Annotated in this window: 22 protein-coding genes; 10 read left to right on the plus strand and 12 right to left on the minus strand. The window is 50.4% G+C overall.

The features are described 5' to 3' along the window. Window positions 1–20 precede the first annotated feature (20 nt). Window positions 21–1,346 carry a 30S ribosomal protein S12 methylthiotransferase RimO gene (gene rimO / locus WC1_RS16440; RefSeq protein ID WP_003035305.1) on the minus strand — a complete coding sequence of 442 codons (1,326 nt, stop codon included), beginning with the start codon at window positions 1,344–1,346 and terminating at the stop codon, window positions 21–23. Window positions 1,347–1,575: 229 nt separating this feature from the next. On the opposite strand from rimO, the gene bssR reads away from it, so the two are divergent. Continuing rightward, window positions 1,576–1,959 (plus strand): biofilm formation regulator BssR, encoded by a 384-nt coding sequence (bssR, locus tag WC1_RS16435; RefSeq protein WP_003845496.1) that lies wholly within the window; start codon window positions 1,576–1,578, stop codon window positions 1,957–1,959. A gap of 102 nt (window positions 1,960–2,061) precedes the next feature. Continuing rightward, window positions 2,062–3,159 (plus strand): PQQ-dependent sugar dehydrogenase, encoded by a 1,098-nt coding sequence (locus tag WC1_RS16430; protein ID WP_016149842.1) that lies wholly within the window; start codon window positions 2,062–2,064, stop codon window positions 3,157–3,159. A 5-nt stretch (window positions 3,160–3,164) separates the two neighbouring features. Here WC1_RS16430 and WC1_RS16425 read toward each other — a convergent pair whose 3' ends face one another. Continuing rightward, a complete protein-coding gene (locus WC1_RS16425) occupies window positions 3,165–3,791 on the minus strand; it encodes a glutathione S-transferase family protein (RefSeq protein WP_016149843.1) in 627 nt (208 codons plus the stop codon). Between the two features lie 328 nt (window positions 3,792–4,119). On the opposite strand from WC1_RS16425, the gene dacC reads away from it, so the two are divergent. Then, window positions 4,120–5,322, plus strand: coding sequence for a serine-type D-Ala-D-Ala carboxypeptidase (gene dacC, locus WC1_RS16420; RefSeq protein WP_003035316.1), 1,203 nt, complete (start codon window positions 4,120–4,122; stop codon window positions 5,320–5,322). 44 nt (window positions 5,323–5,366) lie between these two features. Here the strand turns inward: dacC and deoR are convergent, their stop codons facing one another. Next, entirely contained in the window at window positions 5,367–6,125 is a 759-nt protein-coding gene (gene deoR, locus WC1_RS16415; RefSeq protein WP_003836960.1) for a DNA-binding transcriptional repressor DeoR, read from the minus strand. Between the two features lie 64 nt (window positions 6,126–6,189). Further along, the gene (ybjG, locus tag WC1_RS16410) at window positions 6,190–6,798 is read right to left on the minus strand and encodes an undecaprenyl-diphosphate phosphatase (protein ID WP_016149844.1); all 609 of its coding nucleotides are present in this window, start codon (window positions 6,796–6,798) and stop codon (window positions 6,190–6,192) included. Window positions 6,799–7,096: 298 nt separating this feature from the next. Here ybjG and WC1_RS16405 point away from each other — a divergent pair, with 298 nt between their 5' ends. Beyond that, the gene (locus WC1_RS16405) at window positions 7,097–8,329 is read left to right on the plus strand and encodes an MFS transporter (RefSeq protein ID WP_003836956.1); all 1,233 of its coding nucleotides are present in this window, start codon (window positions 7,097–7,099) and stop codon (window positions 8,327–8,329) included. A 28-nt stretch (window positions 8,330–8,357) separates the two neighbouring features. Here WC1_RS16405 and WC1_RS16400 read toward each other — a convergent pair whose 3' ends face one another. The 3 genes from WC1_RS16400 to WC1_RS16390 all read right to left on the minus strand — a co-directional run bounded on the left by WC1_RS16400 (window position 8,358) and on the right by WC1_RS16390 (window position 10,770). Then, window positions 8,358–8,639 carry a hypothetical protein gene (locus tag WC1_RS16400; protein ID WP_016149845.1) on the minus strand — a complete coding sequence of 94 codons (282 nt, stop codon included), beginning with the start codon at window positions 8,637–8,639 and terminating at the stop codon, window positions 8,358–8,360. A 107-nt stretch (window positions 8,640–8,746) separates the two neighbouring features. Further along, window positions 8,747–9,562, minus strand: coding sequence for a Cof-type HAD-IIB family hydrolase (locus WC1_RS16395; RefSeq protein ID WP_016149846.1), 816 nt, complete (start codon window positions 9,560–9,562; stop codon window positions 8,747–8,749). Beyond that, complete coding sequence (locus WC1_RS16390) at window positions 9,562–10,770, minus strand: MFS transporter (protein WP_032947928.1); 1,209 nt, start codon at window positions 10,768–10,770, stop codon at window positions 9,562–9,564. The genes WC1_RS16395 and WC1_RS16390 overlap by 1 nt, the downstream gene beginning before the upstream one ends. 85 nt (window positions 10,771–10,855) lie before the next feature. Here WC1_RS16390 and WC1_RS16385 point away from each other — a divergent pair, with 85 nt between their 5' ends. Beyond that, complete coding sequence (locus WC1_RS16385; RefSeq protein ID WP_003035341.1) at window positions 10,856–11,404, plus strand: TetR/AcrR family transcriptional regulator; 549 nt, start codon at window positions 10,856–10,858, stop codon at window positions 11,402–11,404. A 5-nt stretch (window positions 11,405–11,409) separates the two neighbouring features. On the opposite strand, the gene WC1_RS16380 is transcribed toward WC1_RS16385, so the two are convergent. Continuing rightward, complete coding sequence (locus WC1_RS16380; RefSeq protein ID WP_003836947.1) at window positions 11,410–12,324, minus strand: LysR family transcriptional regulator; 915 nt, start codon at window positions 12,322–12,324, stop codon at window positions 11,410–11,412. A 102-nt stretch (window positions 12,325–12,426) separates the two neighbouring features. Here WC1_RS16380 and WC1_RS16375 point away from each other — a divergent pair, with 102 nt between their 5' ends. Continuing rightward, entirely contained in the window at window positions 12,427–13,341 is a 915-nt protein-coding gene (locus WC1_RS16375) for a DMT family transporter (RefSeq protein ID WP_016149848.1), read from the plus strand. A gap of 12 nt (window positions 13,342–13,353) precedes the next feature. On the opposite strand, the gene WC1_RS16370 is transcribed toward WC1_RS16375, so the two are convergent. From WC1_RS16370 to WC1_RS16360, 3 genes are all read right to left on the minus strand, one after another. After that, the gene (locus WC1_RS16370) at window positions 13,354–14,151 is read right to left on the minus strand and encodes an SDR family NAD(P)-dependent oxidoreductase (RefSeq protein ID WP_003845515.1); all 798 of its coding nucleotides are present in this window, start codon (window positions 14,149–14,151) and stop codon (window positions 13,354–13,356) included. A gap of 165 nt (window positions 14,152–14,316) precedes the next feature. Then, the gene (locus tag WC1_RS16365) at window positions 14,317–15,528 is read right to left on the minus strand and encodes a multidrug effflux MFS transporter (protein WP_003845517.1); all 1,212 of its coding nucleotides are present in this window, start codon (window positions 15,526–15,528) and stop codon (window positions 14,317–14,319) included. A 508-nt stretch (window positions 15,529–16,036) separates the two neighbouring features. Further along, window positions 16,037–17,722, minus strand: coding sequence for an aspartate:alanine antiporter (locus WC1_RS16360; RefSeq protein WP_003035354.1), 1,686 nt, complete (start codon window positions 17,720–17,722; stop codon window positions 16,037–16,039). A 269-nt stretch (window positions 17,723–17,991) separates the two neighbouring features. Here WC1_RS16360 and WC1_RS0122645 point away from each other — a divergent pair, with 269 nt between their 5' ends. Continuing rightward, window positions 17,992–18,372: an inner membrane protein YbjM gene (locus WC1_RS0122645; protein WP_003035356.1), complete on the plus strand. Its 381-nt coding sequence runs from the start codon at window positions 17,992–17,994 to the stop codon at window positions 18,370–18,372. 34 nt (window positions 18,373–18,406) lie between these two features. Here the strand turns inward: WC1_RS0122645 and WC1_RS16355 are convergent, their stop codons facing one another. Then, a complete protein-coding gene (locus tag WC1_RS16355) occupies window positions 18,407–18,670 on the minus strand; it encodes a GrxA family glutaredoxin (RefSeq protein ID WP_003035358.1) in 264 nt (87 codons plus the stop codon). 172 nt (window positions 18,671–18,842) lie between these two features. Between WC1_RS16355 and WC1_RS16350 the strand changes: the two genes are divergently transcribed. The 3 genes from WC1_RS16350 to rimK are packed head-to-tail and all read left to right on the plus strand — an operon-like array spanning window position 18,843 to window position 20,801. Beyond that, window positions 18,843–19,133 (plus strand): YbjC family protein, encoded by a 291-nt coding sequence (locus WC1_RS16350; protein ID WP_003845523.1) that lies wholly within the window; start codon window positions 18,843–18,845, stop codon window positions 19,131–19,133. Beyond that, window positions 19,117–19,839, plus strand: a complete 723-nt coding sequence (nfsA, locus tag WC1_RS16345; RefSeq protein ID WP_003836934.1) for a nitroreductase NfsA — start codon at window positions 19,117–19,119, stop codon at window positions 19,837–19,839. The genes WC1_RS16350 and nfsA overlap by 17 nt, the downstream gene beginning before the upstream one ends. Before the next feature lie 59 nt (window positions 19,840–19,898). Next, a complete protein-coding gene (gene rimK, locus WC1_RS16340; RefSeq protein WP_003836932.1) occupies window positions 19,899–20,801 on the plus strand; it encodes a 30S ribosomal protein S6--L-glutamate ligase in 903 nt (300 codons plus the stop codon). The last annotated feature ends 15 nt before the right edge of the window (window positions 20,802–20,816 follow it).

The following is a 20,816-nucleotide window of genomic DNA, read 5'->3' on the forward strand; positions in this document are numbered from 1 at the left end:
CTACGGTTGAGTTACGCTTATTAAACGCGTGAACCCCACAGATCGTATTCATCTGCGTTTTCGACCTTCACGCGGATGATATCACCAGGTTTCACCTTGGTTTCACCATTCAGGTATACCGCGCCGTCGATTTCCGGAGCATCAGCCATGCTACGACCAATTGCGCCTTCTTCGTCAACTTCATCAACGATAACCAGAATCTCGCGGCCCACTTTCTCTTGCAAACGTTCAGCAGAGATCTGCTGTTGCAATTGCATAAAGCGGTTCCAGCGTTCTTCTTTCACCTCTTCCGGGATTTGATCCGGCAGGTCATTAGCACCAGCGCCTTCTACCGGGCTGTATTTAAAGCAGCCCACGCGATCCAGACGTGCTTCCTTCAGGAAGTCGAGCAACATCTGGAAGTCTTCTTCCGTTTCACCCGGGAAACCAACAATGAAGGTGGAGCGCAGCGTCAGTTCAGGGCAGATTTCACGCCACTGCTTGATGCGCGCCAGCTGTCTGTCTACGGAGCCTGGGCGTTTCATCAGTTTAAGAATACGCGGGCTGGCATGCTGTAACGGGATGTCCAGATACGGCAGGATTTTCCCTTCTGCCATCAGCGGGATCACGTCATCAACGTGCGGGTAGGGGTAGACGTAATGCAGGCGCGTCCAGATCCCCAGTTTTGATAACTGTTCGCACAGATCAACCATGCTGGTTTTGACCGGCTCGCCGTTATGGAAACCGGTACGATGCTTCACATCCACACCGTACGCAGAGGTATCCTGAGAGATTACCAGAATCTCTTTCACGCCCGCATCGACCAGACGTTTGGCTTCGCTGAGGACGTCGCCAATCGGACGGCTCACCAGATCGCCGCGCATGGATGGAATAATGCAGAACGTACAGCGGTGGTTACAGCCTTCAGAAATCTTCAGATAGGCGTAGTGGCGCGGAGTCAGCTTGACACCCTGCTCAGGAACCAGGCTCAGGAACGGATTATGCTTTGGTTTGGGTACGTAATGATGAACGTGCTCCAGAACCTGCTCGTAGCTATGCGGCCCGGTGATTTCCAGCACCTTCGGGTGGACTTCACGGATTTGATCGACTTTCGCGCCCAGACAACCGGTGACGATCACCTTGCCGTTTTCGTTCAGCGCTTCGCCGATTGCTTCCAGGGATTCCTGAACCGCACTGTCGATAAAGCCGCAGGTATTAACGATAACCATATCCGCGTCGTCGTAGCTTGGCACGACATCATAGCCTTCGGTACGAAGTTCGGTCAGGATGCGCTCAGAATCGACGAGGTTTTTCGGGCAGCCGAGGGAGACAAAGCCGATTTTCGGCTGGTGGGTTACATTGCTCATAGCGTAAAAAGTGTTCAGTTATTGGAATATTCAGGGCAGGGATTCTACAGAGTTCTGAACAAAAATTGTATCGCAATCTCATACCATCAGCGGCCTGCCGGGCGCGGAATTAAAGATTATTTGTAAATTATGTTAATTTTAAGTGATGGATTGATCCTGGACACGACTTTGTTCAAAAAACAACCATACTATTAAGTTGCACCATAGTTGGAAAGAGGAGGAACAAAGTATGGTTGTTGACAGACTGAGAACCGATCTTCTCAACAAATTGATAAACGCCCGTATCGAACTTGCCGCTTATCTGCTGTTGAGAAAAGCGAAAGGCTACATGTCAGTCAGCGAGAGCGATCGTCTGCGTGATAATTTTTTTGCACTGAATCGCGAATTGCACGAACAATCACAGCTTCACGGTATGCATCTTGATCAGGAAGAGTGGAATGCCCTTCATCGTGCTGAAGGGGCGTTAGCCGCCGCCGCTGTTTGTCTTATGAGTGGACACCATGATTGTCCAACGTTTATCGCCGTTAACGCAGAGAAACTGGAAAACTGCCTGACAACGCTGACGCTGAGTATCCAGAGTTTGCAATCTTACCCAACGCTGGAACACGTCTGAATCAGGGGGAGGGCGCTCCCCCTTTTCGTTAAGATTATGTAATTATGACGGGGTGATTCCCCTTGCTGGCTACGCTTTATGCAGAGCCATTAAGGAGGTGTTATGCGTCGACTCTTTCTCTGTGCTATCCCACTTGCGCTATTTTCCTCTTATGCCGTCGCGGTAAAAGTGGAAGTGCTGCAAACCAAACTCGATCACCCATGGTCACTGGCTTTTTTACCCGATAACCGCGGTATGCTCATTACGCTCAAAGGTGGGCAGCTTCGACTCTGGCAGCCTGATAAAGGGCTTTCCGACCCGCTAACCGGCGTACCAAAAGTCTGGGCGAATGGTCAGGGCGGATTGCTTGATGTGGTGTTAGCTCCGGACTTTGAACGATCCCGTCGGGTGTGGCTAAGCTTCGCTGAAGCCGACCGCGAAGGCAAAGCGGGCACCGCGGTAGGCTACGGGCGATTGAGTGACGATCTCAAACACCTGCAAGGATTTCAGACCGTTTTTCGCCAACAGCCAAAGCTCTCTACCGGAAACCATTTTGGTGGACGTCTGGTATTTGATGGCAACGGCTATCTGTTTATTGGCCTGGGGGAGAATAATCAACGCGCTACCGCCCAGGATCTGGATAAGCTGCAGGGCAAGGTCGTACGGCTGACCGATGAGGGCAAAATTCCACCGGATAACCCGTTTGTGAACATGGCGGGAGCGCGGGCAGAGATTTGGTCGTATGGCATCCGCAACCCGCAGGGTATGGCGATGAATCCGTGGAGTGATGTGTTGTGGCTCAATGAGCATGGTCCACGCGGAGGCGATGAAATTAATATCCCCGAGAAAGGGAAAAACTACGGTTGGCCTGTCGCGACCTGGGGTGTTAACTACAGTGGTTTGAAAATTCCCGAAGCAAAAGGTCAAATTGTTGCTGGCACGGAACAACCCATCTTTTACTGGGAAAAGTCGCCAGCGGTCAGCGGAATGGCTTTTTATAATAGCGATACCTTTCCACAGTGGCGGCAGAAGTTGTTCATCGGCGCGTTGAAAGATAAAGAAGTGATCGTACTGAGCGTTAAAGGGAATACGGTCACTGAGGATGGTCGTCTGTTGCAGGAAAGGGGGCAACGGATCCGAGATGTGCGCGTCGGACCAGACGGTTATATGTACGTGTTAACCGACGAGTCCGACGGGGAATTACTAAAAGTGAGTCCCTGATTTGTTTAGCTAACCGGGATCATCACGATTTTTTGAAACGCCGGGCGCTCGGTCAGTTGTTGATACCAGCGTTCCAGATGCGGGCGCGGGGTCCAGCTCAGGCCAACGTTGAACAGGTTATAGATAAACGGTGCCACAGCGATATCGGCAGTGCCAAATTCAGCCCCGGAGAACCATAACTGGTCTGCCAGCGCGTTATCCAGAATGGCAAACAGGTTATCGCAAACTTGCTTACTGGCCTCAATGGCCGCTAGATCGCGCTGATCGGCAGGTGTTCTGACCAGGCCAAATAAGATAACCCGATGCGCAGGGCTTAGCGTCTGATTTGCCCAGTCCATCCATTTTTCGCCGACGGCGCGCGCGGCCGGAGCGTCAATCCACAAACGTTTTTGTCCGTACTGAGCGGCCAGATAGCGGACAATGGTATTGGATTCCCACAGAACAACGTCCGTTTCATCATCGCGTAGCAACGGGACCAGTCCGTTCGGGTTTAGTGCCAGATAGTCGGCATCGCGGTTACCGCCATGCTGTCCGCCCGCCAGAATTTGGTTATACGGCAGTTCCAGTTCCTCGAGCGTCCACAATACTTTTTTTACGTTGGTCGAGTTATTGCGACCCCACAGTGTAATCATAGTAACCCCGCAAATTAATTGAGCAGCTTTATGGCTGCAGATGCCATCTGACTAGCTCACATGGTGGGGTAAACCTAATATTTACGCAACAAAGTCTAAAAAAATCGTGCCAGGAGCAGCGCAGCGCGGCGTTATTGCATAAACTTTAAAAACTTTACCAACTTACGGTTTCTTTAAGCTCGTTAGTGCGTTATTACTCACCGCACTTATTTTACACGTCATCCATCAGACTTTTTCTGCATGGGTTGGTCGAGGTCGCTTGGCCGGTTTTGTGTAAACACGGTGTGGTATGACGTGGTTTTTTGGAATGGATACTCGGGTGGCATTTATGACGCAATACTTCTCTTCACTTCGCAGCTTTGCTGCAGGTTCTGCACTCTTAATCCTTTTGGCGCCGACCGTACAGGCGGCGGAGCAACCGACGGCCCCGCCGAGCGTGGACGCGCGCGCGTGGATTCTGATGGATTACGCCAGTGGCAAGGTGCTGGCGGAAGGTAATGCTGATGAGAAACTGGATCCTGCCAGTCTGACCAAAATCATGACCAGCTATGTGGTTGGGCAGGCGCTGAAGGCCGGAAAAATTAACCTCAACGACATGGTCACCGTGGGCAAAGACGCCTGGGCGACCGGTAACCCAGCCCTGCGCGGTTCGTCGGTCATGTTCCTCAAGCCCGGCGATCAGGTTGCGGTGTCAGATCTGAATAAAGGCGTTATCATTCAGTCAGGTAACGATGCCTGTATTGCACTCGCTGATTACGTTGCCGGCAGCCAGGAATCCTTTATTGGTCTGATGAACGGCTATGCGAAAAAACTGGGGCTGACCAACACTACTTTCCAGACGGTGCACGGTCTGGATGCGGCAGGACAGTTCAGTACCGCACGTGATATGGCGCTGCTCGGGAAGGCGTTAATTCACGATGTGCCGGAAGAGTATGCTATTCACAAAGAGAAAGAATTTACCTTCAATAAAATTCGTCAACCGAACCGCAACCGTCTGTTGTGGAGCACCAACCTGAACGTGGATGGTATGAAAACCGGGACCACTGCCGGGGCGGGATACAACCTGGTGGCTTCCGCGACCCAGGGCGATATGCGCCTGATCTCCGTGGTGCTGGGGGCGAAAACCGATCGTATTCGTTTTAATGAGTCAGAAAAGCTGCTGACCTGGGGCTTCCGCTTCTTTGAAACCGTTACGCCGATCAAGCCGGATGCGACTTTCGTTACTCAGCGCGTATGGTTTGGCGATAAGAGTGAAGTGAATTTGGGTGCCGGAGAAGGTGGTTCTGTGACCATCCCGCGTGGCCAGCTCAAAAACCTGAAGGCCAGCTTTACCCTGACTGAACCACAGCTAACAGCACCGCTGAAGAAAGGTCAGGTTGTGGGCACTATCGACTTTCAGTTGAACGGAAAATCCATTGAGCAACGTCCGTTGATGGTGATGGAGGATGTGCAAGAGGGTGGTTTCTTTAGCCGCATGTGGGACTTTGTGATGATGAAATTCCACCAGTGGTTTGGTGGTTGGTTCTCTTAACCTTACCTATGCCGGATGGCGCAATCGCCGTCCGGCAGTATCTCTTAATACTTCAGCGTGATACGTTGCGCTTTAGCGTACTCAACAAACTCATCGTCAGGGCGGTTATCACTGATGATGGTATCAAAGCGTTTTAATTCCCCCATCCTCGCAGGCCGCACCTTGCCAAACTTGCTGTGATCGACCACCAAAACGTGATGCTGCGCCATCGACATTGCCCAGTGCTTCACCGGCAGTTCTTCCAGATTAAAACAGGTCGCGCCTTTCTCGATATGAACGCCTGCCGCGGAATAAAAGGCGATATCCGGACACAGATTGTTCAGCGTTTCCTGGAAGTCGAGCGGTTTAAAAATCGCGTTACTGGCATGGAATTCGCCACCACACAGAATGACGCGGCACTGCGGTTTTTCCTGCAGCACCAGAAACGTATTCAACGAGTAGCAGATTGCGGTGAAGGGCAGTTCATTGTCGATCGCTTCAATGATCCACGGTGTGGTAGTACCGCAATCGAAAAAGATGGTCTGATGTGCCTGCACGAGACTCGCCGCCAGCTGGGCGGCGCGACGTTTTTCATCAACCAGACGGGATTTTTGATCGCTGATTAAATAATGGTTAGCGCTGCGGGGTTCCAGAACAATATAGCCCCCGAGCAGCACGACGGGAGCATCATGATTATTCAGGTCGCGACGAATGGTCATCTCAGATACGCCCAGCAACGTTGCGGCTTCTTTGAGGTGTAATTTATCGCTGCGTTTCAGCGCCTGCAGTAATTGACCAATACGCTCGTCGCGTCGAGTTTCCATAGTTCCCCTGGAGAATAGAATAAGTGCTCAGTTTCGCGCTTAATACTACTCTTTTTACCGTGGGTTAGTCACGTACCCAACCTTTACGGATGGGGAGGGCGAAGCAGGCGCGATAGCAAGTTTGCAAGCCGAGGTACAGGGTCGCGCCAAAGCGCTGCCAGATCATCTGGGCGCTCAGACAGCCGATCAACCCAGCCAGTAATCCGCCCAGCATATCCAGCGGCCAGTGTACGCCAAGGTAAACCCGCGACCAGGCAATCGCCACGGCAACGACCATCAGCAGAGCGCCCGTCCACAGGCGATGCCAGAACAGGAAGGCCAGTGCAAAGGTAAAGATAACCGTACCGTGGTCACTCGGGAAAGAATCATCTGCCGCATGATGCAGGAAGTTGTAACCGATGTGGTTTACAAACGGGCGATCGTGAGGGAACAGATGTCCCATCAGCCAGGAAATCGTCAGACCAACTGTCAACGCAATGGCCATTTTGATGACCAACTGGCGCTGGAGCGTAACCTGACCACGCGGTCCCCAAAGCCAGAGCACAACGGCTAACAGCGGCACAATGCTGATCAGATCTTTGGCAATGAAAATGGCGAGCGAAATTGCCCATTGCGCAGAGTCGGGTGTTGCATTGATCAGGTAAAAAAGTGAGTTGTTCAGATTTTCCAGCATAACGTCCAGACTCAGTGTAATCGTTAAAAAGGCCCATGGGAGCGAGAGCATAAAATTGCTTTCACGGGATAAAAAGCGGTCTTGTCTTATTTGTCTGCTAAATGACTATTTTTAAGACAATTAATGAGACTTATTGAGCATGATAGCGGTCTCAACTTAAATTAACCTTAAAGCAAAATCTTCTTGAGCAAATGAATGTAAAAATGTGCGCATTTTGCTTTCAAATCACATAATTCACTATCACCAGTACGGCGCATTTATTACACTTTGCGCGATTTTTCTATAGCTAAGAGACTGCATGCAGAACCGTTTATCTTCAGGCGCCCGTTTGGGGCGTCAGGCATTACTTTTCCCTCTCTGTCTGGTGCTTTACGAATTCTCTACTTATATCGGCAACGATATGATCCAGCCTGGAATGTTGGCGGTGGTGGAGCAATACAATGCCGGATTAGATTGGGTACCCACATCCATGACCGCCTATCTGGCTGGCGGCATGTTTTTACAGTGGTTGTTAGGACCGCTATCGGATCGTGTTGGGCGTCGTCCGGTGATGTTAACCGGCGTGCTCTGGTTCATCGTGACCTGCCTTGCGACCCTGCTTGCACAGAATATTGAGCAATTTACTTTCCTGCGTTTTTTGCAGGGGATAAGCCTGTGCTTTATTGGTGCGGTGGGTTACGCCGCCATTCAGGAATCCTTTGAAGAAGCGGTCTGCATAAAAATTACCGCGCTGATGGCAAACGTGGCGCTGATTGCGCCGCTGCTGGGTCCGTTGGTAGGCGCAGCCTGGGTACATGTTCTGCCGTGGGAAGGGATGTTTATCCTGTTTGCTGCTCTGGCGGCCATCTCCTTTTTTGGTCTGCAACGCGCGATGCCGGAAACGGCAACCAGGCTGGGTGAAAAGCTGTCCATTAAAGAGCTGGGCAAGGATTATAAGTTGGTGCTAAGGAACGTGCGTTTCGTTGCAGGCGCACTGGCGTTGGGTTTTGTCAGCCTGCCGTTACTGGCGTGGATTGCGCAATCTCCGATTATTATCATTAGCGGAGAACATCTCAGTAGTTACGAATATGGCCTGTTGCAGGTGCCGATTTTTGGTGCGCTGATTGCCGGTAACCTGGTGCTGGCGCGTCTGACTTCGCGAAAAACCGTGCGTTCGCTGATTATCATGGGCGGCTGGCCAATTGCCGTTGGCCTGATTATTGCCGCTGCGGCCACGGTGGTGTCATCTCATGCATATCTATGGATGACGGCGGGTTTGAGTATCTATGCGTTTGGCATTGGCGTGGCGAATGCGGGGCTGGTGCGCCTGACGCTGTTTGCCAGTGAAATGAGTAAAGGTACGGTTTCTGCCGCAATGGGTATGTTGCAGATGCTGATTTTTACCGTTGGTATCGAGCTGAGTAAACACGCTTATCTGCTGGGAGGCAACGGCTTGTTCAGCTTGTTCAATCTGGCCAGCGGGGTGCTGTGGCTGATTCTTATGGTGATCTTCCTGAAAGATAAACGGGTAGGGGATTCCCGGGAAGGCTAAAGCCCGGTAGCCCGGGCCTAGCAGAAACTTAGTGGTGATCGTCAATCTGATGTTCGATGATCATGCCTTCACCGACGCTGGCAACATGTCGCGCATAAGGATGTGCGCGATAAACAGGAGCCGGGGCAGGAGCCGGGGCAACATACACCGTTTGTGGCGCGGTAGTCACGTTGACCGCCTGCGGCACGCTGACGGAAGAGGGCACGATCACCACTTTATAACCGCTTGGTACATCAACGGTAACGCTTTGTGCAAATACTGACCCTGCAAAACCCAGCAACAATGTCGCCATCAGTACACTTGTCTTCATAATCCGCTCACCTGAAATATTCACTGGAAGTAATAATCCAGTGGGTTAATTTGAGGCGGATTATGAATAGATCATGCCATCATTTTGTTGCCGTCTGTGCTGAGGCGTTAATGCGTAAACGGTGCTTCATTCTTTAACACGCGGTCGATAATATCCAGGACGCCCTCTTCGTTGTTCGATCCCGCGCGATATTTCGCCGCCTTGATAACCGGCTCATGGGCGTTGGCCATTGCAAAACTAAATTCCGCCTGGCGCAGCATTTCAATATCATTTCCACCATCGCCAAACACAACAACCTCATCGTCGTTAATATTCCAGCGTTGTTGCAGCAACCGCAGACCATTTGCCTTATGCACGCCAGGAATAATTAAATCGATGCTCCCGTAGCCGGTATGCACCGGCACCATAATGTCGCCAATCGCCTCGTGGAGATCGGCCTGCACCTGTGGGATTCTGTCGTCGGAAATATTCAGCCCGAACTTGAAGAAAACGTCGTTAAGATTGTCAAAATTATCTACAAATTCGAGACGATGATAATACATGGCGGAAACAGCTTTATGTTCATCGCTGTACTGCTTCAGCGTGTAGGCGCTGCTTTTACCACAGGCAATAATATCAATGTCCGTACGGGTCAGCAGATGTTCAACGATGGCCTGGAAATCATCCTTTGCCAGTTCGCCGTTAAAAACATCTTCACCTTCACTGACTACCCAACCGCCGTTTTCGGCAACAAATGAGATCTCACTGGCCAGTTCGGGGAAAAAGGAAATTAACTGATAATATTGGTTGCCGCTGGCGACCACAAAGCGGATCCCTTGTTCTTTCATCTGGCGGTATTGCGCCATAAAGCGCTCACGGTTATAGGTTTTTTGGTCACTTAAAAATGTGCCGTCCATGTCGACCGCAATTAATTTGATGCTCATTAGCTGTTCTCCATCACCGTGGTATTTTTGAGATCCGGTTTCGCCACCGCTTTCGCGATGATGGCGGCGACAAGCACCAGCGCCAGCACCACCAGCATCGCGCTGCGCAGGCCGTAGTGTTCACCCAGGTAGCCCAGCAGCGGCGGTCCAACCAGGAACGCCAGATAGCCGGTTGTTGCGACAACGCTGACGCGGGTTGGTGCATCAGGGCCGGTGTCGCTGGCGGCTGAAATGGTCAGCGGGAAGCCGAGTGATGCACCGAGTCCCCACAAAATAACGGAAACACCCGCCACCCAAGAGCTGTCGACAAAAATAATCAGGCTAATCCCGAGAGCGCCCATCAGCGCACTGGCGCGCACCACCGTTACGCGGCTGTAGCGGTCGATGAACCAGCCGCCAGTAAAGCGGCCAACGGTCATGCCCAGCGTAAATCCGGCATAAATCAGAGAGCCTGATGTTGGGCTAAACCCATGACCGTCCACCATCAGCAGCGGAAGCCAGTCGTTGGCGGAACCTTCAGCAAATGCCATTGCGAGCACCACGACGCCAATCAGCAATAACTGGATATCGCGATAAAAAGGCAGTCCTTTTTCACCGGAGGGAGAACCATCAGCGGCATTTTTACCCGTGCCGTCAGGAATTGCTTTGATGGCGATAAAGATAGGAGTGATAGCTACCAGCGCCGCCAGCAGAATATGCGCGTTTGCCGGGACGCTGAAGGCGGTAAGCATCATCCCGACTCCTGCGCCCGCCAGCGTACCCAGGCTGTAAAAACCATGCATCATCGGCAGCACGGTTTTATTCATTTCGCGTTCAACCGCCGCACCTTCGACGTTGATGGCCACTTCTGCTGCGCCAAAACTGGCGCCAAACACGGCCAGACCAAATGCGAAAAGCCAGGCGGAATGCAGCCAGAGCGCCACGCTGAGGATAGCCATCCCAATGACCGCACATGACATGGTAGTGCGGATCACTTTGCGCGTGCCAAATCGTTTCACCAGCCAGGCCGAACAAAGAATGCCACTCATCGAACCAATAGAGAGTCCAAACAGCACCGCGCCCATTTCGGCGGTAGAGATTGAGAGGATATCTCTGATGGCAGGGGTACGCGTTGCCCAGGAGGCCATTAATAATCCTGGTAAAAAGAAGAACGTGAACAGCGCCCAGGTGCGACGTCTTAAGGCTTTGCGTGATGAGATGCCAGTCATGAATTCGAGCCAAAGAAAAGAGGAAAGAAGACAACATTAGCAAGGTTGTGTACATTTGTACACAAATGCAAGAAGAGGAAATGCAGTGCGACGTGCAAACGATCCGCAGCGGCGGGAAAAAATAGTTCAGGCCACCCTTAAGGCGATAGTAATCCATGGTATTCATGGGGTTACACACCGTAAAATCGCTATGATTGCCGAGGTGCCACTGGGCTCAATGACCTATTATTTTGCAGGAATAGATGATCTGCTGTTGGAGGCATTCAGCTGTTTTACGCATACTATGTCTCAGCAGTACCAGGATTTTTTTGCCGACGTTGCTGATGCGCAGGCGGCCTGCCATGCGATTACCGATATGATTTACGGCTCCCAGGTCACAACGCCTGATAATATGGAGCTTATGTATCAGCTGTATGCTTTCGCCAGCCGTAAACCAGCGTTGAAAACGGTGATGCAGAACTGGATGCTACGCAGCCAACAAACGTTAGAGCAGTGGTTTGATCCGGTTACGGCGCGGGCGCTGGATGCGTTTATTGAAGGAATGACGCTGCATTTTGTCACGGATAAAAAACCGCTGCAGCGAGAAGATATTCTGATGATGGTGGAGCGTATTGCCGAATTGCCGCAGAGATAAAATCCTCAAAATGGTTTGTCGAGGCGGGTAACGGCCTGACGTAAAAAATCAATGACTTTTACCGCCTCTGGCGTCAACGGTCGGGCGGCTATTTTTACCGTCCCGACATCCATATAAGTAATAAAATCATCAATCGTTCTGTGCATGACGCGCAGACCATCCAGTGACCACGGGCGATACACCAGGTCGGATAAAATGGTTATCCCTCTACCTTTTGCAACCAGACTTCTTATTGCTTCAAAAGAGTTGCTGCGAAAACTGATATTGGGCGTATAGCCACGCTGCTGCCAGTAATCGATGATTACGTCAGGGTACTTATCGGTTTCCAGTAGTAAAAATGGTAGTTTCTCGACGTCTATTAAACGGATCGATGCCTGGCTCTGTAGCGGATGCCCAATAGACGTCCACAGGCGGCGCTGTGAACGAATAAATGTTTCGATCTCCAGGTCGTTATCATGGTTGATATTTGAGGTCAGAAGCAGGCAAAAATCGACCTTTTGTTCCCGTAGCGCCTGTACCAGTTCCGGTGCAGTAGCTTCATAAAACACGATCTCCAGCAAAGGGAAACGTCGTTCAATATCGTTGAGTATATCCGGGATAAGATAGGCAGAGAGCGTTTCAGCAATGCCTATGCGCACCGTGCCGGTGAGAATTTCGCTCCTGTCATGCAGGGCGTCAATAGCCGAGTGGCTACTGTTGATGATGTTGCAGGCATGTGCCAGAAAGCGCTCGCCCTCAGCGGTGAGCTTCACACCTTTGGGATAACGTACAAATAGCTGCACGTCTAATGCTTCTTCCAGGTTCCGCATGGCAATGGTCATTGATGACTGAGAAATATGACAGCGTGCAGCAGCTTTGGAAATTTGTAATGTTTCTGCAAGCGCGATGTAAAACTCAAGTTGCCTTAGCGTAAATTTCATAGTTTTAATCTATGCAGATGGATAAAAACGTTATATTAGCATTCATTCTCACGCCGCCGTAGCCTTGTGGTCATACCGTACAACTGACAATAAGGCGCAAATATGCCCTATCTTTTACTCAGTCTGGCTGCCTGTTTTTGGGGTGGAAATTATGTGATTGGTCATCTCTTGGTCGCTGAAGTTAATCCCATCGTTTTATCAGCGGCACGCTGGGTATTTACCGCGTTATTATTGATGACGCTCTATTTTCGTCAGGTCACAGAGCAATGGCCGGTGATGAAAAAATCCTTTGGTACTATCGTCTTCCTTGCGCTTTGTGGTCAGGTTCTTTTCCCCTTAACGTTGTATATCGGCTTGCAATATACAACCTCGCTTAATGCCGCGATTTATATGTCCACCACCCCGGCGCTCGTACTGTTAATCAATAAGTTTTTTTTTAAAGAGCGGATTTCTGCGCGAAATATAGCTGGTGTGATCCTGAGTACTGTTGGTGTTATATGGCTGGTGTCGCAGGGTGATATGATAAATGCGCGGGTATTTGCGCATCTGAATCAGGGCGATTTCTGGACCATGGGGTCAGCGTTAAGTTGGGCCGTCTATTGTGCTTTTTTACGCATTAAACCGCGTGAGGTAAAGGGAAACGCCTTTGTCGCAGTGAGCGCGCTGTTAGGTGCGATTGTACTTATTCCGGTACTGGCTTTGGAGTTGATACGCAATGGTATGCCGGGATGGAATAGCTATGCCAATACAGGCGTTGTGACTGGGCTGGCATACCTTGTTATTTTTCCTTCGTGGCTGTCATATCTATTATGGAACAAAGGGATTAGCGCCATTGGCGCAACGCGTGGAGAGATCTATTCACACTTGATCCCATTGAGTGGCGGATTATTTAGCGTGATGTTTTTGCACGTCACTCTGCATTCATATCATCTGGTGAGCGCGTTGGTTATTATGTGCGGTATAGCATTGTGTTCCCGTCCGAGTGCAAAAAAAGGCTCGCAGCAGCGCGTGGCGTGAAAAGCGGGTAAATTAGCTTATGGTGGCGCCCCCGGTAATATTTACCACTGTGGCGGTCATGGCGCTGGCATGGTCTGAAGCGAGAAAGGTTGTAACCTCAGCGATTTGTGCAAGCGTAGGCAGGCGCGCGAGCATGGTACTTTGCGCCGCCCCCCCTAACCATTGATCGACGGTTAAACCCATTGACTGTGCTTTAGCGGTGAAAATTTCTCCGGTATAGGAGCCAGCCGCTACAGCATCCACAATCGCATGCGACCGCACGCCGACGACACGAATGTTTATTGGTCCCGTCTCGCTGGCGAGCGCCTTAATAAAAGCCTCTGTTCCTGCACAGCCGACGATATGGCCGAGATGCCCGGGCATCGCCATCGGGGCTGCGGGCGCAACGATGGTGAGAATAACGCCTGCTCGATTGCCGCCCATGTGCGGCGTTACGGCTTTTGCGATATTGAACTGCGCCGCAAGAAAAGGGGTGATACCGCTCATAAACTCAGAGAGGGATAATGCATCGATGCGCTTGCCCTGTTCGTGCATAAATCCCGTTGCGTTAACCACCACATCTATTCCACCGGTTTGCTGTACAAGGCGGGTAACTTCCTTCGATGCGTTGTGCTCGTCGAGTACATCGGTGATAAAGGTTTCGACTGTACCACCCGCCGTTCGGATGCCACTGGCGGTCCAATCCAGCTTTTCCTGACGGCGCGCGCCCAGATACACATGGGCCCCTTCGCGCGCCATAGTATGCGCAACTGCACTACCAATAGCGCCGCTGCCACCGAAGATCATTGCGACTTTGCCTGAGAGTAACATAGCAACCCCATCACCATTTAGCACCGAGTAAAGTATGTGCCATAACGGGCATGCTGCAAATTTGAGAAAGCGTTTCCGGGGAACCTCACTCAGCGATGAAAAATCAGGTTATGTCGGGGACATTGCTGCTATGGATCTTATAGCAGCAATGTCTATCAGCTCATTTTAACGCCGATCAGTTACTGTAAGTGTTTGATATTTCTTTAACATGTATATCATTATCAAAATTATCAAAAGCAAGTACATCATCCAGATGCTGGTATTTAGCTCAATTAAAAAACTACCGACACCTCCGATGACTGACGGAATAACCAGCGAGGCGGCTCCCATCAACGCAGAGGTCGCTCCCAGGTTGGTGCGCTGGCTGGACATGGTCAGGTAGGTATAGAGTGATTCGAACATCCCTCCAGCAAACATCAGGATAATAAAGAAGAATATAAAAATATTGACGTGATAACTAAGTATTATTAATGGAATACACAGTACAATAAATGAGGCGATGATTTTCAGCCACGAATTCAAAATTTGCGGCGCAGACCTTTTCTTAAGAAGTTTACCTGATAATGCAGCCCCCAGCAGTAGGAAGCCTCCAATAATTGATGAAAGCACACCAAATTGCGTTGATGAGTATCCAAACGTAACCATAAAAATAAATGGGGAGGCTGTGACATAGCAATAAATCAGCGAGAATGACAGACCAAGAGACAGACAAGGTAGATAAAATCGAGGTTGTTTGCTGATCTCTTTATACGTATTAAATGATGATTTCAATGAATAGGCAACCCTTCTCTCATGGCTGAGTGTTTCAGGGAAGTTAAAATAAACGTATGTTAACGTTATAATAGCATAGCCACATATCATTAAAAAAATTGCGCGCCATCCCCATAAGTCATTAATTACCCCTCCCAGCAGGGGCGAAGCAATGGGAACGACACCTTCGATAGTGATGATGATGGCATACAGCGTCGCGGCCACTGAACCACGAGTTACATCTCGAACTGCGCTGATTGCTGTAACCAGCGTTATTGATATAGAAAGACCTTGTATGACACGGATCGCCAGAAACATAACCAGACCGGTTGAGAGCGTGAGACAATATGTTGTCACGCCATAAATAACCGCACCTGTAAGCATAATTTTTCGCCGGCCAATAGCATCAGATAATGGACCAAAAATTAGCTGTCCAAAACCAATGCATAGGGTATAAACCATAATCGACAACTGCGTGGTTGAGACATTTTTTTCAAATTCTTTTGCGATGTCGGGAATTGAAGGTAAATAAGTGTCCACTCCCAGAATCCCCATTATCGTCAACATGGCCAGGCCGACAGTAAAGTAAATTATGTTCTTTCTATGAATAACAGTTTGCAGCTTCATTACTTATCACCATGAGTAAATTAAAAGCATGAAAAAGTTCACTATTTAAATAGAGATGTTGTGGATAATTATCGTGTAGGCAATAAAACAGAGTTGAAATGAACTGTCAAACTTTTGACTCAAAAAATTGAGATATGAGTCACAGGTATATAGCCATAATTTTCGATGGTAGGGTTCCAGTTAAATTTAATTGTGTTTGATTGCCAGGCAGCACGAGGAACCATAAGTACACTGACTTCGAATACGGGCATACTGTTGGTGTTGGTGTTGGTGTTGGTGTTGGTGTTGGTGTTGGTGTTGGTGTTGGTGTTGGTGTACGTGATTGATTTTTTCAGTAGTAAATTTCAGGCAACAAAAAACCCATCAACCTTGAACCAAAACGGCGGGGTTGATGGGCTCCACAAATTGGGGACATCAAAGAAAAGCAGTGGCAATAGTTATGACTGACACCTTGAAGAAAAGTTCTGCTTACCTGCAAAAAATTTTCGTTTAAGGGTAAATTTCAGCGCTAACCAAGGCCAGGCCAGACAATGACGATGAGTGTCCCCGCTAATGTCAGCAGAACGTTGGCTATCGCGTAGGTCCCGGCATAGCCTAACGCAGGGATGTTGCTGCGTGCGGTGTCACTGATGATTTCCATTGCCGGAGCACAGGTACGTGCGCCCATCATGGCGCCAAACAGCAGGGCGCGGTTCATGCGCAATACGTAAGCACCAAACAAGAAACAGATAACAACCGGAACCAGGCTGACTACCAGACCGGCAATCAACATTTGACCACCGACGGCCCCCAGGCCATTACCAATGCCACTGCCTGCGCTTAAACCGACACCAGCCATGAATACCATCAGGCCAAACTCTTTCACCATGTTCAGCGCACCCTGTGGGATGTAGCCAAACGTTGGATGGTTGGCTCGCAGGAAACCCAGCATGATGCCGGCGAACAGCAGTCCAGCCGCATTCCCGATGCCGAAGCTGAAATTACTGAACTGGAAGGTGATCATCCCGATCATCAGACCGATGATAAAGAAGGCGCAGAAGGCCAGCAGATCGGTCACCTGACTGTGAATCGAAATGAAGCCGATACGATCGGCAATGGTTTTCACGCGACGAGCATCACCGCTGACCTGCAATACGTCACCTTTGTTGAGCACGACGTTGTCATCAATAGGCATTTCAATCTGGCTGCGGATCACGCGGTTCAGGAAACAACCGTGGTCGGTCAGTTTCAACTGGGCCAGGCGACGACCAACGGCATTGTGGTTTTTCACTACAATTTCTTCAGTGACGATGCGCATATCGAGCAGATCGCGATCGAACACCTCTTTACCGTTACGGAAGCTGGGATCGAGGCGGGCATGGGCGTCCGGATAACCCACCAGGGCTATCTCATCGCCCATTTGCAGCACCGCGTCACCATCCGGGTTGGCAAGAATGCCGTTGCGACGGATGCGTTCAATGTAACAACCGGTCTGACGATAAATACCCAGTTCGCGCAGATTTTTACCATCGGCCCATGCCACCAGCTCCGGGCCAACGCGATAGGCGCGAATCACCGGGAGGTAAACTTTACGATTGGCATCAGTATCCAGGCCCCGTTCACGCGCGATTTGTTGGGCGCTGGTTTGCAGATCCTGATGCTGAAGTTTCGGCAAATAGCGCGCACCAACAATCAGACTGACCAGACCAATCAAATAGGTGAGGGCGTAACCCAAGCTCAGGTTATCGAGAGCGCTTGAAAGTTGTGTTCCTGACATTCCTGAATGGCGCAAGGTGTCACCTGCGCCGACCAGCACCGGCGTTGAGGTCATCGAGCCAGCCAGCATACCCGCCGTCAGGCCGATGTCCCAGCCAAATAGCTTACCCAGCCCCAGGGCGATCAGCATTGCGCTACCGACCATCACCAGAGCAAGCATTAGATAATTTTTCCCATCGCGAAAAAAAATCGAAAAAAAGTTGGGGCCGGCTTCGACGCCGACGCAAAAAATAAACAGCATAAAGCCGAGATTTAATGCATCGGTGTTAATACTAAAGTGCTGCTGACCTAATAATAGGGAGACCACTAAAACGCCAATGGAATTACCGAGTTGGACTGAACCCAGACGCAATTTGCCCAGACACAGGCCCAGAGCCAGGACCACAAATAATAACAGGATGTAATTCCCATTTAACAAATCTGCGACGTTTATATTCACGGAGACTAACTTCTTGTTTACTAGTAAGCTATTGAAAGAAATGGCAATTTACGCTAATGTTTTTGCCAGAAATTAAGGGGCGATAGCATCGTACACAGCCCCGAATAATGCAGCATAACAATATATGCGGCTAGTTTAATCTCATTACGTATCAACGGCTATAAGAATCGTGTGGGTGTGTTTTTGGCATGGAATGCCGAGTTACTTTATCTGACTGGACGCCTGCGGGCGAAAAGAGTGTTCGATAGAGAATGTGTCAGGAGGAACGATTGAAACATAAGCAAAGTTGGGCGAGTGCGGTCTGCTGCTTTGTGCTCTTTATTGTGGTGTGTCTTTCATTAACGCTGAACGTGAAAGGGGCATTCAGAGCAGCAGGGCATCCTGAGGTCGGATTGTTGTTTTTTATCTTACCTGGTGCTGCAGCAAGCTTTTTTTCCCATCGTCGGGAAGTACTCAAACCCCTTCTTGGTGCAATGTTGGCGGCGCCGTGCTGCCTGTTACTGATGCGTTTCGTTTTTATGCCGACGCGTTCATTGTGGCAAGAGCTGGCGTGGTTGTTTAGTGCGGTGTTTTGGTGCGCGCTTGGCGCATTATGTTTTTTATTTATCAGTAGCTTATTCAATCAGCATCAACGGCGGAAAAAGAACTGATGACGCCCTCAAGCTGAGGGCGTAGAAACAGCTATCAGGCGAACAGATTCATATTCTCTTTTGCCCAGGCTTCAAAATCCGTGCAGCCGCCGATGTGTTTTTGATCGACGAAAATCTGCGGAACGGTTTCAACTGGCTTACCTACTGTTTTTTCCAGATCTGCTTTGGTAATTCCTTCAGCATGGATATCAATGTAGCGGAAGTTAAAATCGTCATGCTCACTGCTTAATTTTTCTGCTAATTCTTTTGCGCGCACGCAATACGGGCACCCTGGGCGACCAAAAATAACGGCAAACATCTCTTTCTCCTCGAACTTATCAGGCCGGATGGCAATACTTGTTATGATGCCGCGATTTGTGACGGATGGAAAGCAGGTTCAGCCTGTTGCTTTGATATCCTCAAGCTATATCTGTTAAACACGGCAAGCCGGAACGTTTTATAATGAAAGCCATTTCGCCGGGAGGCCGCGTATGCGCACAATTGGTGTATTACCCAAAAGCGTATTGATGCTGGAAATAATTGGGATGGTTTTGTTATCGCTGGCGCTGCTATCGCTTAACGATTACCTCACCTTGCCCGCACCGCTTAACAGCCCGTTAGCCTGCGTGGTGATGATATTTCTGGGCGTACTGCTGATGCTCCCTGCTGCGGTGGCGTTGATGTGGCGTATTGCTCAACTGCTGGCACCGCAACTGATGTCACGCGCACCCGGTGATTCAACTGATTTAGACAGAGACAAAAGAGATGACACCAACCATTGATTTACTCCGCAGCCACCGTTCCATTCGCCATTTTACCGATGATGCTATTTCGGATGCACAGCGTGAGGCGATTATTGCCGCCGCTCAGGGAACGTCAAGCTCCAGTTTTCTACAGTGCACGACGATCGTTCGTATAACGGATAAATCTCTGCGTGAATCGCTGGCTACCTTATCTGGCGGCCAAAAGCATGTGGCGCAGGCCGCTGAGTTCTGGGTGTTTTGCGCTGATTTTAATCGTCATTTGCAGATTTGCCCTGATGCGCAACTTGGGCTGGCGGAACAGCTGCTGCTGGGCGTGGTTGATACTGCAATGATGGCGCAAAATGCGTTGACGGCGGCAGAGTCGCTGGGACTTGGCGGCGTATTCATTGGCGGTTTGCGTAACAATATTGAGCCGGTCACCGAACTGCTGAAGCTGCCGCAGCACGTTCTGCCGCTGTTTGGTTTGTGCCTTGGCTGGCCTGCGGATAACCCGGATATCAAGCCGCGCCTGCCAGCGTCGCTTGTTGTGCACGAAAACCAGTATCAGCCGCTCGATACAGACGTTTTGTCGCAGTATGACGAACAGCTTGCGCAGTACTATCTGACCCGCGGCAGCAATACGCGTCGTGACACCTGGAGCGATCACATTCGCCGTACCATCATTAAAGAAAGTCGCCCCTTTATCCTGGAATATTTGCATAAACAGGGATGGGCCACGCGCTAAAGATTTTAACCCAGTGTATGATACGCCAGCTTTTACCAGGTCATTCAGAGAGGTGCAGGGTGAAAATTGCCATTTTGTCCCGGGACGGAACGCTCTATTCTTGTAAACGCCTGCGTGAAGCGGCGATGCAGCGCGGTCACCTGGTTGAAGTTATCGATCCCCTTTCTTGCTATATGAACATCAGTCCGGCGGCATCTTCTATTCATTACAAGGGCCGTCAGCTTCCCCATTTCGACGCGGTGATCCCGCGGATTGGTTCCGCGATTACCTTTTATGGGACGGCGGCGCTGCGCCAGTTTGAGATGCTGGGTAGCTATCCGTTGAATGAATCGGTAGCGATTACACGGGCGCGCGATAAGCTGCGTTCGCTACAGCTGCTGGCGCGTCAGGGAATTGATTTACCCATCACCGGGATAGCCCACTCTCCCGACGATACCAGCGACATGATTGACATGGTTGGCGGTGCGCCGTTGGTGGTGAAGCTGGTTGAAGGCACCCAGGGTATTGGCGTGGTGTTGGCGGAAACGCGGCAGGCTGCAGAAAGCGTGGTAGATGCCTTTCGTGGGCTGAATGCCCATATCCTGGTTCAGGAATATATCAAAGAAGCGAAGGGGCGCGATATCCGCTGTTTCGTGGTGGGCGACGAAGTAGTGGCCGCCATTGAACGACGGGCTAAAGAGGGCGATTTTCGTTCTAATCTCCATCGCGGTGGTGTGGCGACTATTGCGAGTATCACGCCGCGCGAAAGAGAAATTGCGCTCAAAGCCGCCCGGACTATGGGCCTGGACGTTGCAGGCGTTGATATTCTGCGCGCTGATCGAGGGCCACTGGTCATGGAGGTCAACGCGTCTCCGGGGCTGGAAGGAGTGGAGAAAACCACCGGGATAGACATAGCTGGCAAGATGATCCAGTGGATCGAACGTCACGCTACGCCTGAATTTTGCCTTAAAATCGGCGGCTAAGCGCAATATCGATTG

The sequence above is a fragment of the Citrobacter sp. KTE30 genome, from assembly GCF_000398825.1.
Classification (GTDB): Bacteria; Pseudomonadota; Gammaproteobacteria; order Enterobacterales; family Enterobacteriaceae; genus Citrobacter; species Citrobacter freundii.

Coding starts and splice junctions, on each gene's coding strand:
- rimO (WP_003035305.1), bottom strand. CDS start 1,346: ATGAGCAATGTAACCCACCAGCCGAAAATCGGCTTTGTCTCCCTCGGC.
- bssR (WP_003845496.1), top strand. CDS start 1,576: ATGGTTGTTGACAGACTGAGAACCGATCTTCTCAACAAATTGATAAAC.
- WC1_RS16430 (WP_016149842.1), top strand. CDS start 2,062: ATGCGTCGACTCTTTCTCTGTGCTATCCCACTTGCGCTATTTTCCTCT.
- WC1_RS16425 (WP_016149843.1), bottom strand. CDS start 3,791: ATGATTACACTGTGGGGTCGCAATAACTCGACCAACGTAAAAAAAGTA.
- dacC (WP_003035316.1), top strand. CDS start 4,120: ATGACGCAATACTTCTCTTCACTTCGCAGCTTTGCTGCAGGTTCTGCA.
- deoR (WP_003836960.1), bottom strand. CDS start 6,125: ATGGAAACTCGACGCGACGAGCGTATTGGTCAATTACTGCAGGCGCTG.
- ybjG (WP_016149844.1), bottom strand. CDS start 6,798: ATGCTGGAAAATCTGAACAACTCACTTTTTTACCTGATCAATGCAACA.
- WC1_RS16405 (WP_003836956.1), top strand. CDS start 7,097: ATGCAGAACCGTTTATCTTCAGGCGCCCGTTTGGGGCGTCAGGCATTA.
- WC1_RS16400 (WP_016149845.1), bottom strand. CDS start 8,639: ATGAAGACAAGTGTACTGATGGCGACATTGTTGCTGGGTTTTGCAGGG.
- WC1_RS16395 (WP_016149846.1), bottom strand. CDS start 9,562: ATGAGCATCAAATTAATTGCGGTCGACATGGACGGCACATTTTTAAGT.
- WC1_RS16390 (WP_032947928.1), bottom strand. CDS start 10,770: ATGACTGGCATCTCATCACGCAAAGCCTTAAGACGTCGCACCTGGGCG.
- WC1_RS16380 (WP_003836947.1), bottom strand. CDS start 12,324: ATGAAATTTACGCTAAGGCAACTTGAGTTTTACATCGCGCTTGCAGAA.
- WC1_RS16375 (WP_016149848.1), top strand. CDS start 12,427: ATGCCCTATCTTTTACTCAGTCTGGCTGCCTGTTTTTGGGGTGGAAAT.
- WC1_RS16370 (WP_003845515.1), bottom strand. CDS start 14,151: ATGTTACTCTCAGGCAAAGTCGCAATGATCTTCGGTGGCAGCGGCGCT.
- WC1_RS16365 (WP_003845517.1), bottom strand. CDS start 15,528: ATGAAGCTGCAAACTGTTATTCATAGAAAGAACATAATTTACTTTACT.
- WC1_RS16355 (WP_003035358.1), bottom strand. CDS start 18,670: ATGTTTGCCGTTATTTTTGGTCGCCCAGGGTGCCCGTATTGCGTGCGC.
- WC1_RS16350 (WP_003845523.1), top strand. CDS start 18,843: ATGCGCACAATTGGTGTATTACCCAAAAGCGTATTGATGCTGGAAATA.
- nfsA (WP_003836934.1), top strand. CDS start 19,117: ATGACACCAACCATTGATTTACTCCGCAGCCACCGTTCCATTCGCCAT.